This is a genomic window from Streptomyces cacaoi (assembly GCF_006539165.1).
GTDB classification, from domain to species: domain Bacteria; phylum Actinomycetota; class Actinomycetes; order Streptomycetales; family Streptomycetaceae; genus Streptomyces; species Streptomyces cacaoi.
In genome coordinates, this window is record NZ_BJMM01000003.1 from 258,549 (window position 1) to 274,999 (window position 16,451).

A 16,451-nucleotide genomic window follows, 5' to 3' on the forward strand; every position below is an offset into this window, starting at 1 on the left:
CACGTGACTGTCCCGGATCAGCACAACGACCGCGTCGCAGCCCTGCCCGCGCACCTTCGCGAGCAACTGCGCCTCAGGCTCGCGGGCGGTGGCACCCGGCCCGACGACGAGATCCCGACCGTGCCCAGGGACGGCTCGCCGCTGCCCGTCTCCACCGCGCAGCGCCGCCTGTGGATGCTGAGCGAACTCGGCCAGGACGGAGCCGAGTACAACAGCGCGGCGGCGCTGCGCCTGACCGGGCGGCTGGACACCGCGGCGCTCGCGGAAGCGCTCGCCGACCTGGCCGCCCGCCACGAGGTGCTGCGCACCACCTTCACCGCGGACGGCGCCGAGCCCGTGCAGCGGGTGGCGGAGCCCGGGCCGCTCGCCCTCCCGGTGCACGAACTGCCCGACGGGCCGGGCCCGGTGGCGGAGCGCCTCGACGCCGTGCTGCTGGCCGAGGTCAGCAGGCCGTTCGACCTGCGCGAGGCACCGCCCTTCCGGCCGTTCCTCGTCCGCGAGCCGGCCGGCTCCCATGTGCTGGTGCTCTGCGCGCACCACATCATCACCGACGGCTGGTCCATGGGCGTGCTCCTGACCGACTTGGCGGAGCTGTACCGCGCGAGGCTGACGGGCGCGCGCAGCCGGCTGCCCGCACAGCGCCTCCAGTACGCGGACGTCGCCGCCTGGCAGCGCGCCCGGCAGGACAGCCCGGCGCGCGCGGCCCACCTGGCCTACTGGGAACGGAAGCTCACCGGTCTGGAGCCGCTCGACCTGCCCACCGACCGCCCCCGCCCGCAGGTGCGCTCCGGGGCCGGCGCCTCCTGCTCCGTCGACCTGCCCGCCGAGGTGACCCGGGGGCTGCGCGGGCTCGCCCGGGAGCACGGCTGCACGCTCTACACCGTCCTCGTCGCCGCCTACCAGGTGCTGCTGGCCCGGTACACGGGCCGCCGGGACATCGCGCTGGGCACCGTCGCCTCCGGCCGTGACCGGCCCGAACTGGAGCGCATGGCGGGGTTCTTCGTCAACACCGTTGTCCTGCGCCAGACCGTCGACGAGAACGTGCCCTTCACCCGCCTCCTCGCCGACGTCGACGCGACCGTGCTGGACGCCTTCGACCACCAGGACGTCCCCTTCGACCAGCTCGTCTCCGCTCTCCGGCCCGAGCGCGACCCGGGCCGCACCCCGCTGGTGCAGACCCTGCTGGTGCTCCAGCGCGGCGCGGGCGAGGCGCCCGCGATGCCCGGGCTGCGGGTGGAGCGGTGCACCGTGCCGCGCGCCGCCGCCAACTTCGATGTGACCGTGGAGTTCGAGGACCTCGGCGACGCCGCGCTGCGCTGCACCGTCGAGTACGCCACCGACCTGCTGGACGCTGCCACGGCCCGCCGGATGGCCGGCCACCTGGTGACGCTCCTCGGCGCCGTGGCCGCCGACCCCGCCACCCGCGTCGCCCGGCTGCCGCTGCTGGACGCCGAGGACGAGGCGCGCGTGCTCCGCCTCGGCCAGGACCCCGCCGCCTCCGCCGCCTCCGCCGCGCCCGCCGCCTCCGCCGCGCCCGCCGCCTCCGCCGCTCCGGGCGGCCCGGCGGACCGGTGCGCCGCCGACACTCTTCCGGTGCTCTTCGAACGCCGGGCGGCCCGCACCCCCGAGGCGCCGGCGCTGAGCGACGGCCCCGTCCGGCTCACCTACCGGGAACTGGGCGAGCGCTCCAACCGGCTGGCCAGGCTGCTCATGGAGCACGGCGTGGGCCCCGAGTCCCGGGTCGCGGTGGCGCTGCCGCGCGGCGCCGACCTGGTGGTCGCACTGCTGGCGGTGGTCAAGGCGGGCGGCGCCTACGTCCCGCTCGACCCCGAGTACCCGGCCGAACGGATCCGCCACATCCTCGCCGACGCCGCGCCCGAAGCGCTGCTGACGGCCGCCGGGTCGCACCCCGCGCTGCCCGCCGGCGACCTCACCGTCCTGGAACTGGACGCGCCGCGGGTGCGCGCCGCCGTGGCCCGGCTCTCGCCCGCCGATCTGACCGACGGCGAGCGCCGGGCACCGCTGCACGCCGGACACCCCGCGTACGTCATCCACACCTCCGGCTCGACGGGCCGGCCCAAGGGCGTGGTCGTCCCGCACCGGAACGTGGTGCGGCTGTTCTCCGAGACGCGGCGGGACTTCGCCTTCGGCGCCGACGACGTGTGGACCCTCTTCCACTCCTACGCGTTCGACTTCTCCGTGTGGGAGCTGTGGGGCCCGCTGCTGCACGGCGGGCGGCTGGTCGTCGTCGACCACGCCACCTCCCGGTCCCCGCAGGACCTCCTGCGCCTGCTGGCCCGGGAGCGGGTCACCGTGCTCAACCAGACGCCGTCCGCCTTCCAGCAGTTGACCGAGGCCGACGAGGCGTCCGCCGCCGAAGGGGACGGCGCCGACCTGTCGGCGCTGCGGCTGGTCGTCTTCGGCGGGGAGGCGCTGGACCTCGGCCGTCTCGCGCCCTGGTACGCACGGCACCCCGACGGGCCGGCCCTGGTCAACATGTACGGCATCACCGAGACCACCGTGCACGTCACCCGGATCCCGCTGGACGCCGGCTCGGCACACCGGTTCGCCGGGCGCAGCGTCATCGGCCGCCCCCTGCCGGATCTCTCGGTGCGGGTGCTGGACGGCGGACTGCGGCCCGTCCCGGAGGGCGTCACCGGCGAGCTGTACGTCGCCGGGCCCGGGCTGGCCTGCGGCTACCTGGGCAGGACCGGGCTGACCGCCGGCCGGTTCGTCGCCGACCCCTACGGCCCCGCGGGCGCCCGCATGTACCGCTCGGGCGACCTGGTGCGGCTGCGCGCCGACGGCCTCCTGGAGTACGCGGGCCGCTCCGACCAGCAGGTCAAGATCCGTGGCTTCCGTATCGAGCCGGGCGAGATCGAGTCGGCGCTGCACGGTCATCCCGGGGTGGCGCAGGCCGCCGTGACCGTGCACCGCGACCGGGCCGGCCACCGGCGGCTGGTCGCTCACGTGGTGCCGGCGCCCGGTCCCGCGCCGGAGCCCAGGGCGCTGCGCGAGCACGTCGCCGCGCACCTGCCCGACCACATGGTGCCGGCCGCCGTCGTCCTGCTGGACGCGCTGCCGCTGACCGCCAACGGCAAGCTCGACCGGGCCGCCCTGCCCGCGCCCGCGTACCCGTCGGCCGAGCGGGGCGGCACCCCGCCCAGGACGCCCACCGAGAAGGCGCTGGCCGCCATCTGGTGCGAGCTGCTCGGGGTCGAACACGTCGGCGTGGAGGACAACTTCTTCGACCTCGGCGGCGACTCCATCCTGAGCATCCAGACCGCCACCAGGGCCCGCGCCGCCGGGCTCGCGCTGACCTCGCGGGACGTCTTCCTGCGGCAGACCGTCGAGCAGCTCGCCGCTGCCGCCGACACCGCTGCCGACAACGCCGCCGCCACCGCTGCCGCGCCCGGAACCGGCGGCGGCCCCGAGGCGGCGCGGCACGGCACCGGCCCCGCGCCGCTGACGCCCATCCAGCACTGGTTCCACGAGACCTACCGGGTGGCGCCCGACCGCCTCACCATGTCCGTCCACCTCCGGCTGGACCCGCACGCCGACGTGGCCGCCCTGCGCGAGGCGGTCCACGCGCTGCTGGAGCGGCACCCCGCGCTGCGCTCCCGCTTCGTCCTGCGGGACGGCGAGCGGGTGCAGGAACCGGTGGAGCACCCGTCCGGCGAGGTCCTCACCCACGTCGACCTCGCACGGGTCCCGGAGGCCGGGCGGCAGGAAGCGCGGGAGAGCGCGGCGGCCCGGGTCCGGGACGGCTTCCGGCTGGAGACCGGGCCGCTCTTCGGCGCCGTCCTCTTCGACGAGGGGCCGGGCAACGGGCGCCAACTCCTGCTGACCGCACACCACATGGTCGTCGACGGCGTCAGCTGGCGGCTGCTGCTGGCCGAACTGGAGCGTGCCTACCGGCAGGTGACCGGCGGCGGCACCGCCGACCTGGGAGAGCCGCCCGTCCCGTTCGGGCAGTGGGCCCGCGCCCTGCGCGACCACGTCGCCTCGGGCGCGTTCGACCACGAGGTCGGGCACTGGACGCGGGTCTGCGCGGGCGCCGGCGGCACCGTGCCGGTGGACCGGGACGGGCCCAACACCGCCGATTCGCTGCGCACCGCGCACGCCGCGCTGGACGCGGAGCGCACCCGGGCACTGCTGCACCGGGCGCCCGCCGCCTACCGCACACGCGTGAACGACCTCCTGCTGAGCGCCGTCGGCACCGTCCTCGGCCGCTGGAGCGGCAGCGACCGCGTCGTCCTCGCCGTCGAGGGCCACGGCCGCGAGGACGCGGTGCCCGGCTGTGATCCCGCGGGCACCGTCGGCTGGTTCACGGCCCCGCACCCCGTCGCCCTCGTCCCCGACACCCGGGACGGCTGGCGGTCGGTGATCCCGTCGGTGAAGGAACAGTTGCGCGCCGTCCCGCGGAACGGCTTCGGCTACGGGCCGCTGCGCTGGCTGAGCGGCCCCGACGCCCCGGGCAGCGCCCTCGCCGGTGAGCCGCTGCCGCAGGTCTCGTTCAACTACCACGGCAGGTTCGAGACCGGTGCCGCCTCCGAGGGGCTGCTGCGCGGGCGCCTGAACGGCCTGGAGGACCGCCCCGCCGACGACGAACTGCGCCCGCATCTGCTGGACATCGTCGGCGTCGTGGAGGACGGACGCCTCGCCTTCACCTGGTTCTACTCCGGCCGGGTCCACGAGGACGCCACCGTGGAGCGGCTCGCCACCGAGGTCGTCGCCGCGCTCGCCGAAATCGTCGAGCACTGCCTGACGCCCGGCGCGGGCCGCCGCACGCCGTCCGACTACCCCCTGGCCGGGCTCACCCAGGACGAGGTCGACCGGATCGCGGGCAGCGGCCCGCCCGGCACCTGGCCGGAGGACATCGCGCGGCTGACCCCCATGCAGCAGGGCATGCTCTTCCACCGGCTGATGGACCCGGACTCGGACGCGTACGTCAACCAACTGGCGCTGCCGGTCGAGGGGGTCGACGACCCCGGGGCCTTCGCCGCAGCGTGGCAGCACGTGGTGGACACCACCCCGGCGCTGCGCACCGCCGTCGTCTGGGAGGGCCTGGACGAGCCGGTGCAGGTGGTACACGGCACGGCGCGGCTCCCGGTCGAGCTGTACGACTGGCGGGCGCTCGGCGCCGAGGAGCGCGGGCGGCGCGTGACGGACCTGCTGGAGCGGGACCGGGCGCGCGGCATCGACCTGTCGACGGCCCCGATGAGCCGGATCACCGTGGTGCGGACCGCCGACGACGCGGTGCTGCTCGTATGGAGCTTCAGCCACCTCGTGCTGGACGGTTGGAGCGCGTCCGCCGTCTTCGCCGCCGCGGGCACCGCCTACGCCGCCGTCCGCCGCGGCGAGGAACCGCCCCGGCACACCGCCCCGCCGTTCCGGGACTACCTCGCCTGGCTGGCCGAGCAGGACCCGGACGCCGCCGACACCTACTGGCGGGGACGGCTGGCCGGATACACCGCGCCGACCCCGCTGCCCTACGACCGCAGGCCGTCCCAGGCGCACCGCACCCGCTCCTCCGTGCCCGTCTCCTTCGCCCTGACGCCGGAGCTGACCCGACGGCTGACGGCCGTGGCCCGGCGGTGCCGGGTCACCCTCAACACCGTGGTGCAGGGCGCCTGGGCGCTGCTCCTGTCCCACCACGGCGGCACCCGCGACGTGGTCTTCGGCGCGACCGTCTCCGGCCGGCCCGCCGAACTGCCCGGCGTGGAGGCGATGGTCGGCCTCTTCATCAACACCGTTCCGGTGCGGGTCGGTGTCGAGCCGGGGCGTCCGCTCGGGGAGTGGCTGCGCGGCCTCCAGGCCGAGCAGCTGGAGTCCCGGCGCCACGAGCACACGGCGCTCTCCCGCATCCGGTCCCTGAGCGAAGTGCCCGCCGGCACCCCGCTGTTCGAGACGCTCGTGGTCTTCGAGAACTACCCGCTCCAGGACGGCGGCAGCGCCGAGCACGGGCTGCGGATCGGGAAGGTCGACGCGCTCGACGTCAACACCTATCCGCTGGCCCTCACCGCCCACCAGGACGACCGGCTGCACTGCGAGATCGCCTACGACCCGCAGCTGTTCGACGAGGCCACCGCGCGGGCGCTCTCCCGGCGTCTGGAGACCCTGCTGACCGGCGTGGCCGACGGGCCCGACCGGACGCCGGTGCAGCTGCCGTGGCTCCCCGAGGGCGAGCGCGAGGAACTGCTGCGGCAGGGGAGCGACCCGGTCCACCGCAGGCCCGCCGACCGCCCGGTGCACGTCCTGTTCACGGAACAGGCCCGGCGCACCCCGCACGCGCCCGCCGTGCGCTGCGGCGACACCGTCCTCACCCACCGCGAGCTGGACGAGCGCACCGACCGGCTGGCCCGGCGGCTGGCCGCGCGGGGAGCGCGTCCCGGCACGCTGGTCGCGCTGCTGGCCGGGCGGGGCGTGGAGATGGCCGTCGGCGTGCTCGGCATCCTCAAGTCCGGTGCCGCGTACGTGCCGTTGGACCCGGCGCACCCCGCCGAGCGGCTCGCCCGGATCGTCGCCGACAGCACGCCCGCGCTCGTGCTGACCCGTACCCGGCACCTCGACGCCTGGACCCGGATCGCGGACGGCCGGGAGACCCGCACCGCCGTCCTCGACCTGGACGCGGAGGACGAGGGCGGCGGCCCCGGCGACGCCGACGGCCGGGCCGAGCGCCCCGGCACCACCGCCCACGCGACCGGACCGTCCACCGCGGACCCGGTGCCGGCCGACCCGCGCGACCTCGCGTACGTCATCCACACCTCGGGCTCCACCGGCCGCCCCAAGGGCGTCATGATCGAGCACCGGCAGCTCGGTTACATCCTCGACGCCTGGGAGCGGCGCTACCGACTCTCCGCGAAACGGCTGGACTTCGTCTCGGTGACCAGCCTCTCGGTGGACCTCTTCCTCGCCGACATGCTGCGCTCCGTGCCCTTCGGCGGCTCCCTGACCATCTGCCCGGACGACGTGATCACCGACCCGCCGCGCCTGCTGGACCTCATCGAGAGCGTGGGCGGCACCGGGCTGGAGCTGGTCCCCGGGCTGGCCGACGCGCTCGTCGCGGAAGCCGCCGTGCGCGGCCGTGCCCTGCCGCCGCTGAAACTCCTCTCCGTCGGCTCCGAGGGCTGGCGCGCCCAGGACTGCCGGCGGCTGCTGGACCACGTCGCACCGGAGACCGAGGTGGTCAACGCCTACGGCTCGACCGAGGTGACCATCGACGCGACGGTGCTCACCCCCACGCCCGGCGCACTGGCGGGGGCCGCGTTCGTCCCCGTGGGCAGCCCGCTGGCCAACACCCGCGTCCACGTCCTCGACGACACGCTCTCCCCGGTGCCGGCCGGCGTCGAGGGCGAGCTGTACATCGGCGGTGAAGGCGTCGGGCGGGGCTACTGGGCGCGGCCCGCGCTGACCGCTGCCCGGTTCGTCGCCGACCCCTTCACCCCCGGCGCACGCCTGTACCGCACCGGAGACCGCGCCAGGCTGCGGCCGGACGGGGCCCTGGAGTTCCTGGGGCGGGCCGACGACCAGGTCAAGGTGCGCGGATTCCGGGTCGAACTCGGCGAGATCGAGGCGGCGCTGGCCGCACTGTCCGCCGTGCGGCAGGCGGCGGTGAGCGTCCGCCGGGAGGCCGGACGCACGCTGCTGACCGGCCATGTCGTCCTCGCCGAGGGCGCCGGGCAGCGCACCGGCAGCGAGCTGCGTGCCGCCCTGCTCGCCCGGGTCCCCGAGTACCTCGTCCCGGCCAGGTTCGCGGTGACCACGGCCCTTCCGCTGACGCCCAGCGGCAAGGTGGACCGCAGGGCCCTGGCCGCGGCGACGGCCTCCGGAACCGGCGGCGAGGACCGGGTGGCCCCGCGTACGCCCGCGGAGGAGCGGATCGCCGCCATCTGGGCGGAGACGCTGGGCACCGGAAGCGTCGGCGTCCACGACGACTTCTTCGAACTCGGCGGCGACTCGATCCTCAGCATCCGGATCACCTCCCGGCTCCGCGCCGCCTTCGACCGCGACCTCTCGCCCCGCGCGCTGTTCGACCACCCCACCGTGGCCGCCCTCGCCGCGGCCCTGACGGAGCCGGGCGGGCAGCCGGCCACCGAACCGATCCCCGTGGTGCCCGGCACCGGGGGCTTCCCGCTCTCCTTCGCCCAGCAACGCCTGTGGTTCCTCGACGCGTTCGCACCGGGCGGCACCGACTACGTCTCACCCACGGGCCTGCGGATGCGCGGGCCGCTGGACCCGGACGCGCTGCGGCACGCCCTGGGCGACCTGGTGAGCCGGCACGCCGCGCTGCGCACCGTCTTCGAGGAGGAGCGCGGCCGGCCGGCGCAGACCGTCCGGGAACCCGCCGGCGTACCGCTGCCGCTCACCGACCTGAGCGCACTGACCGGCTCCCGGCGGGACGAGGCCCTGCACGAGCTGCTGGCCGAACAGACGGGAACCCCCTTCGACCTGCGCCGCGGCCTGCTGCTGCGGGCGGCGCTGGTACGCCTGGCCGAGGACGACCACGTCCTGGCGCTCTGCGTGCACCACATCGTCACCGACGGCTGGTCGAGCGCCGTGATCGCCCGCGATCTGCGGGCCCTGTACGCGGCCCGGCTCGGCGGCGGCGAGGCCGGGCTGCCGCCGCTGCCCCTGCGGTACACCGACTTCGCCTGCTGGCAGCGGGCACGGCTCGCCGGTGCGGCAGGCGAGGAACACCTCGCCTACTGGCGTGCCCGGCTCGCCGGGATCGAGCCGCTGGAGCTGCCCACCGACCGCCCGCGCCCGCCCGTGCAGACCAGGAACGGCGCCACCCTCGGCTTCCACATGCCCCAGGAGATCACCGACCGGATCACCGGGCTGGCCACCGACCGCGGCACCACCCTCTTCACCGTGCTGATCGCCGCCTGCCAGCTGCTCCTCGCCCGCTACAGCGGGCAGCGGGACATCGCCGTCGGCACCGTCTCCTCCGGCCGCGACCGCGCCGAACTGGAGGACATGGTCGGCTTCTTCGTCAACACCCTCGTCGTCCGCTCGCACATCGACGAGGGGGACAGCTTCGACGCGCTGCTCGCCCAGGTACGGCGGACGGTGGCCGAGGGCCTCGCGCACCAGGAGGCGCCCTTCGAGCAGCTGGTGGACGAGCTCGCGCCCGACCGTGACCCGAGCAGATCGCCGCTCTTCCAGGCGATGGTCGTCCTCCAGAACACCCCGCAGCAGCGGGCGGAGCTGGACGGCCTGCGCATCGAGGAGTTCGCGCTGCCCTCCGGCACGGCGGCCTTCGATCTGACCGTGCAGTTCGAGCAGGTGGACGGTGCGCTGAGCGGCGGCATCCAGTACAACACCGACCTCTTCGACGCCGCGACGGTGCACCGGATGGCCCGGCACCTGCGCACCCTGCTGGAGTCGCTGACCGCGGCGCCGCACCGCCCGCTGCACACGGCGCGGCTCCTCCCCGCGGACGAACAGGAGGCGCTGCTGCGCGAGGGCAGCGGCGCACCGGCGGCGCCGCCCGAACACCTCGTGGCCGACGCACGGTTCGCCGCGCAGGTCCGCCGGGACCCCGGAGCCCCCGCCGTCGTCGACGGCGAACTCACGCTCGACTACGGCGAGTTGGACGCCCGCGCCAACCGGCTCGCGCACCATTTGCGCGGCCTGGGCGTCGGCCCGGACGTCCTGGTGGGCGTCTGCCTCCCGCGCAGCGCCGAGGCCGTGGTGGCGGCGCTGGCCACGGTCCGGGCGGGTGGCGCCTACGTCCCGCTCGACCCCGACTACCCGGCCGAGCGGCTCGCCGCCATGGCCGAGGAGACCGGCACGCCCGTGCTGCTCACCTGGGAGCGGCTGCGCGAGCGGCTCACCGCAGTCCCCGCCCGGACCGTGCTGCTCGACCGCGACCAGGAGCGGATCGACCGGCACCCCGCCACCGAACCGCCCCGCACCACGGCACCCGACCACCTCGCCTACGTCGTCTACACCTCGGGCTCGACGGGACGGCCGAAGGGCGTCATGATCTCGCACCGCTCGCTGTGCCACGCCGTCGCCGACTTCGCCGAACGGTTCGGCATCGGGCCCGGCGACCGCCTGCTCCAGCACCTCTCGCTCAGCTTCGACGGCGGAGTCTCCGACATCTTCTGCACCCTGATGTCCGGCGCCACCCTCGTCTTCAGCCGGTCCGAGGGCGGCGGGGACCTGGCGGCCGAGGCCCGCCGGCTCGCGGCGACCGTGCTGATGACGCCGCCGGCGCTGCTGTCCGCGCTGGACCCGGCCGAGCTGCCGACGGTGCGGACCGTCGGCGCGGCGGGCGACGCCTGCCCCGCAGCGCTGGCCGGCGACTGGTCCGCCGAAGGCCGCCGCTTCCGCAACATCTACGGCCCCAGCGAGACCACCCTCGTCGCCACCGTGCACTCCGGCGGCTACGCGGGACACAACCCCAGCGTGCCGCTCGGCGAGCCACTGGCCGGCGTGCGGCTCCATGTGCTCGACCGCCGGCTGCGGCCGGTCCCGCACGGCTGCTACGGGGAGCTGTACATCGCCGGACCGGGACTGGGCCGGGGATATCTGCGCAATCCGGCGCTCACCGGGGAGCGGTTCGTCGCCTGCCCGTTCGGCGTGCCGGGGGAGCGGATGTACCGCACGGGCGACCTCGTCCGCCGCCAGGCCGACGGGGCGCTCGACTTCGCCGGACGGCAGGACGACCAGGTCAAGATCCGCGGCTTCCGGATCGAGACGGGCGAGGTCGAGGCGGCCCTGCGCGGCCACCCGGACGTGGGCGAGGCAGCCGTGGTCGGCGTCCCCGGCCCCTCCGGAGACAAGCGCCTCGCGGCGTACGCGACCCCCTCCGGCGCTCCGGGGGCCGGGCGGCCGGACGCCGCGGCGCTCCGGGACTTCCTCGCCGCAGCCCTCCCGGCGCACATGGTGCCGACCGCCTATGCGGTCCTGGACGAGCTGCCGCTCGGCCCCAACGGCAAGGTGGACCGCCGGTCGCTGCCGGCGGCGGCCCCCGTCGCGGGCCCCGGAACCGGTCATGTCGCGCCCCGGACGCCGCTTGAGCATCTGCTCGCCGGGATCTGGGCCGAGGTGCTCGGCCTGGAGCGGGTCGGCATCACCGACCGCTTCTTCGACATCGGCGGCGACTCCATCCTCAGCATCCAGGTGCTGGCCAGGGCGCGGGAAGCGGGGCTGCGGATGACCGCCGAGGACCTCTTCCTGCACCAGACCGTCGCCGAACTGGCCCGTGTCGCCGTGGCCGACGAGGACGGTGCGGCGGCTTCCGCGGCGCGCGGCCCGGTCAGCGGAGACGTCCTGCTCACCCCGTCCCAGCGCTGGTTCTTCGCCACCCGGGAGCACCACGCGCACTTCAACCAGTCGACCCTGCTGGAACTCGCCGGGCCCGTCGACCGCGACGCACTGGGCCGTACGCTGCTGGCCCTGGTGGCGCACCACGACGCCCTGCGCACCCGGTTCGTCCCCGAACCCGGCGGCGGGCACCGGCAGTTCGTCGCCGCCGACGCCCCCGAGTCCGCCGAGGCGCTCCTGGCCCACTGCGATCTGTCGCCGCTGGCCGCCGAGGCCCGGCCGGCGGCGGTCGAAGAGCGGGCCGTCGCGGCCCAGCGCGGCTTCGACCTGGCCGAGGGCCCCCTGCTGAAGGCCGTCCTGTTCACCGCGGACGACGAGCCGGAGCGCCTGTTCCTCACCGTCCACCATCTGGTGGTCGACACGGTCTCCTGGCGCATCCTCCTGGATGACCTGGAACGCGGCTACCACCGTGCACGGGCGGGCGAGGAGATCGTCCCCGCGGCGCGTACCACCTCCTTCCAGGAGTGGGCCGAACTGCTGCACCGGCACGCCGCCGACGGCGGCGCCGACCACGAACTGCCGCACTGGGCGGACGTCCTGCGCGCCGTCGAGCCGCTGCCCACGGACGGACCGGGTCCCCGGCCCACGGCCGCCGCGCCCCCGGCACCCACCGCCACCACCGAGGTCCGCCTCGGCCGTGCGGAGAGCGCGCTGCTCCTGCGTACGGCGCCCACGCTCTTCCGTGCCCGGGCCGCCGACGTGCTGCTGGGCGTGCTGGCGCTGGCTGTGGGCAGATGGACGGGGCGGCAGCGGGTCGTGCTGGAGGTGGAGAGCCACGGCCGCGAGGAGATCTTCGACGGCGTCGATCTCTCCCGCACGGTCGGCTGGTTCACCACCGTCCACCCCGTGGCGCTCGCCGTGCCACCGGACGCGTCCCCCGCCGCCTCCGGAGGGGACGGCCCGCGCCCCGACTGGCCACGGCTGATGAGGTCCGTCCGCCGCGATCTGCGTGCCGTACGGGACAACGGACTGGGGTACGGCGTGCTGCGGCACCTCGCGCCGGACGGCTCCCCTGGTGCCCTGCTGCGCTCCCTCCCCGAGCCCGGGATCGTCTTCAACTACCTCGGCCGGTACGAGAGCGAGGCCGCCGGGACCGCGGCGGCCGGAGCGGCGGGGCCCGCCGGTGGCCGGCTGATCCGGGCGGAGCACGGGGCGCTCGGTGAGGACGCGAGCCCGCAGGAGCGCCCGACCCATCTCCTGGAGGTGGTGGGCAGTGCCGTGGACGGCCGGCTCGGCTTCACCTGGTACCACTCCACGGCCGCCTTCCGCCCGGGGACCGTCGACGCGGTCGCCCTGAGCTTCGAGGAGCTGCTGCGCGACCTCGCCCGGCACTGCGCCGAACTGCCCGGTGCCGCCGCAGGGAAGGCCGAGTGATGGCCACCCGGCAGCCGCCCGCCGGGCCGCGCACCCGGCCGCTGTGGCGCAACCGCGACTACAACCTGCTGTGGATGAGCCGGACGTGCACCGAGGCCGGGTTCAACGCCTCGCTCATGGCGTTCCCGCTGCTGGTGCTGGCCGTGACCGGCTCGCCCGCCCAGGCGGGGCTCGTCACCGGCGTCAACGCGGCGGCGCAGCTCGTCGCGGGCGTCCCCGCCGGGACGCTGCTCGACCGGTGGAACCGCAGGGCGGTCATGCTGGGCTGCGAAGTGGCCCGGGGCGCCGTGCTGATGATGCTCGTCTGGACGGTCTGGCGGGACACGGTCGAGGTGTGGCACATGGTCGCCACCGCCGCCGTCCTCGGGCTGTGCGCGGCGCTCTACGACCCGGCGGAGGAGGCGTCGCTGCCCCATGTGGTCCCCGAGGGGCAGCTGGCCACCGCCGTCTCGATGAACCACGCCCGCAGCAACATCGGGCAGCTGCTCGGCACGGGCGTCAGCGGCGTGCTCTTCGGCATCAAACACGTGCTGCCCTTCGCCGCCAACGCCGTGGCGCACGCCTTCTCCTTCGTCCTCCTGCTCTTCGTACGGCTGCCCCGGCCCGCACGGGACCGGGGCGGAGCCTTCGAGCGGGGCTTCTGGCGGGAGACGGCGGAGGGGCTGCGCTGGGTCTGGAGCCACCGGCTGATCCGGGTGACGGCGCTCTGCGCCGTGGCGCTGAACTTCCTCTTCCAGATCGTCTACCTCGTCCTCATCATGGCGGCCCAGCAGGACGGGGTGCCGTCCGGCCAGATCGGCATGATGGCCGCCATGTTCGGCGTCGGCGGCATCCTCGGCGCCCTCGCGGCGCCCCGGCTCCACGGGTGGTTCGGCCGGCGCCTCTCGGTGCTGGTGGTCTTCTGGGCGATGGCGGTGCTCGCGCCGCTCTCGCTGACCGCGAGCAGCGGACCCGTGCTGGGCCTCTTCCTCACGGGCATGGCCTTCTTCGCGCCGACCGCGAACACGGCCGTCAGCACCTACCAACTGCTGGCGACGCCCGACCGGTTGCGGGGCAGGCTGAGCGGGATCATCGGCTTGGTGTCGGGCGTCTCGGCGGCGCTCGGCCCGATGGCCGGCGGCCTGGCGATGGAGTGGATGGGCGCCCGCTGGGCGATCGTCGCGGCAGCGGTGGGCACCGCGGTGACGGCCGTGATCGCCACCCTCAGCCCGACACTGCGCGGCTTCTCCCCGCCCGGTGGTGGCACGGAGCCGAAGCGGGAGGACGGCCACGCCGACGGACCGGACGGCCCGGACGGCGGCCCGGGGGAGGGGACGGTGAGCGAGCACGTGCCCGGGGCGACCGGCGACGGCGTGGCCCGCGCCCCCGAGAGCTCCCGCCGTGCGCCGTGAACCGCGGGCGGTGCGAGGAGCGCGGCCGGCCTAGGTGTCGCGCAGATAGGCGAGGACCGCCAGCACCCGGCGGTTCCCGTCGTCCGGCGAGAGGCCCAGCTTGGTGAAGATGTTGCCGCAGTGCTTGGCCACCGCGCCCTCGCTCAGGTGCAGTTCCTCGCAGATCATCGCGTTGGAGTGGCCGGCCGCCATCAGGCCCAGCACCTCGGACTCCCGGGCGGAGAGCACCTTCGTGTGGTGGTTGCGGTCGCGCTCGGTCAGCAGGTGCCGGACCACCAGCGGGTCGATGATGATGCCGCCGGCGGCGACCGAGCTGACCGCCGACACGAACTCGCTCAGTTCGCCGATACGGTCCTTGAGCAGATATCCGAGGCCGCCCCGGGAGGCGCCGGGACCGGAACCGTCCAGCGAGAGCAGCTCCTTGGCGTAGGTCTTGGCGACGTACTGGGACAGGACGAGGACGGGCAGCCCCGGATGGTCCTGGCGCAGCCGCAGCGCCGCACGCAGTCCGTCGTCACCGTGGCCGGGCGGCATCTGGACGTCGGTGATGACCAGATCGGGCCCGCACTCCTCGGCGGCCGTGATGAGCGTCTCGGCGTCGGCGACCGAACGCACCACCCGGTGCCCGAACTTGGCCAGCAGCTCCTCGATACCGGCGCGCACCAGGGCGGAGTCTTCTGCTAGGACGATGCGGAGCTGCTGGGCGGACACGGAACCTCCAGATTGAGGGCGGTGGGGCCGCCCGGCGGGCTGGACAGCACGAGTCTCCCACCGACCACGGCCGCCCGGTCGGCGAGTCCCTGGAGGCCGCTGCCGACCCGCAGGGCCGCGCCCCCCACACCGTCGTCGTGCACCGTGACCGTCAGCTTCCCCGCCGACCACCCGCCGCTGACGACGGCGCTGCTCGCGCCGCTGTGCTTGGCGACATTGGTCAGCGCCTCGCTGACCACGAAGTACGCGGTGGCCTCCACCTGGCGCGGCAGCCGCTCGGCCACCTCCAGTTCGACCCGTACGGGGACGGGACAGCGCACCGCCACCTCGGACACGGCGGCGGCCAGTCCGCGGTCGGTGAGGACCTGCGGATGGATGCCGTGCACCAGGTCACGCAGTTCGGTCAGCGCCTCCTTGGCCTCGCCCCGCGCCCGCTTCACCAGCTCGGCACCCTGCCGTACCGCCTCCTCGCCCCCGCCCCGCTCGGCCCCGTCGAGCTCCAGCTCCGCCAGGCCCAGCGTCATCACCAGGGCCACCAGGCGCTGCTGGGCGCCGTCGTGCAGATCCCGCTGGATGAGGTGCCGCTCCGTCTCGAAGGCGTCCGCCAACCGGGCCCTGGACCGGGTCAGTTCGACCACCTGCGCGTCCCGCTCGGGCCCCCCGTCGTCGGGCGGATACAGCAACAGCCGGGCCAACCGCGCCTGGAGGGCCGCCACGGCGCCGTAGCCGTAGAGGGCGACGGGCACCGCCGGCAGGCTGATCGCGGTGAGGATCAGTGCCTCGGGCTGCCCCGTGCGGTACGCGACCCAGGGCGGCACGGCCAGCATCGCGCCCAGCAGCACCGTCGGGACGAGCAGCGCCAGGTTCACCACGAGGAACACGGTGGCGAAGACCACCGCGTACGCGAACTCCCGCCAGGTGACCTGCTCGCGGAGCCGGACCGCCAGCCAGGGCCGCAGCCCCGGCTGCTCCACGGGCGCGTGCATCGCCTCGGCGGCGGGCGCCCCCGGCTCCTCCAGCATCCGCAGTCTGCGCCGCTCGATCTCGGCCAGGGGAATGCTGAGCAGGACGGCCCCGACCGGCATCAGCACCCCGACGCCGATCACCGACAGCAGCAGCCCCAGCCCGATCAGCACCCCGAGCACCAGCAGTGAGACGGCACCCAGCCCGGCGCCGGTGGCGACGTAGGCGAGCGCCCACCACGGCTCTGCCGAACTCAGGTACCGCAGCGGCGGTTGGGCCACCAGACGTCTGACCGGTGCGGTGCTCACCGCTCCACCCCACGGACGGCGCGCGCGCACGGGCTCCGGCCGTCGGCGAAGGCCCCGGCGCCGCACCCCGGCACCGGTCCGGGGCCCGCCGGACGTGACCTCCCGGCCCACAGCACTCTGACCACCGTCCCCCGGTTGCTCGGCACAGCACCGCCGTCGTGCCGGAGAGCGTATCGACAACGGGACGGTCGCCCCACGGACCCGCCCCACGATCCGCCGGAAACCGGCCAACTCCCGTCCGCATCACCGCCGTCCCGGCAGACGGCGGAACCGCCGGACCGGAGACGGTCGGAGCCCGGACAGCGGAGGGGAGGAAGGCGACCGCTCGCGACGTGGACGCACGGCAGACGCCGTCACGACCCACCCC

Annotated in this window: 4 protein-coding genes; 2 read left to right on the forward strand and 2 right to left on the reverse strand. The window is 75.3% G+C overall.

Annotated elements, in window-relative coordinates:
• Window positions 1-3 precede the first annotated feature (3 nt).
• Window positions 4-12,711, forward strand: coding sequence for a non-ribosomal peptide synthetase (locus SCA03_RS04480; RefSeq protein ID WP_141275208.1), 12,708 nt, complete (start codon window positions 4-6; stop codon window positions 12,709-12,711).
• Window positions 12,711-14,102, forward strand: a complete 1,392-nt coding sequence (locus SCA03_RS04485; RefSeq protein WP_086815187.1) for an MFS transporter — start codon at window positions 12,711-12,713, stop codon at window positions 14,100-14,102. Before SCA03_RS04480 ends, SCA03_RS04485 begins: the two co-directional genes overlap by 1 nt.
• A gap of 30 nt (window positions 14,103-14,132) precedes the next feature.
• Here SCA03_RS04485 and SCA03_RS04490 read toward each other — a convergent pair whose 3' ends face one another.
• Window positions 14,133-14,813, reverse strand: a complete 681-nt coding sequence (locus SCA03_RS04490; protein ID WP_030878539.1) for a response regulator transcription factor — start codon at window positions 14,811-14,813, stop codon at window positions 14,133-14,135.
• A complete protein-coding gene (locus tag SCA03_RS04495) occupies window positions 14,783-16,084 on the reverse strand; it encodes a sensor histidine kinase (protein ID WP_212766777.1) in 1,302 nt (433 codons plus the stop codon). The genes SCA03_RS04490 and SCA03_RS04495 overlap by 31 nt, the downstream gene beginning before the upstream one ends.
• Window positions 16,085-16,451: the final 367 nt, after the last annotated feature.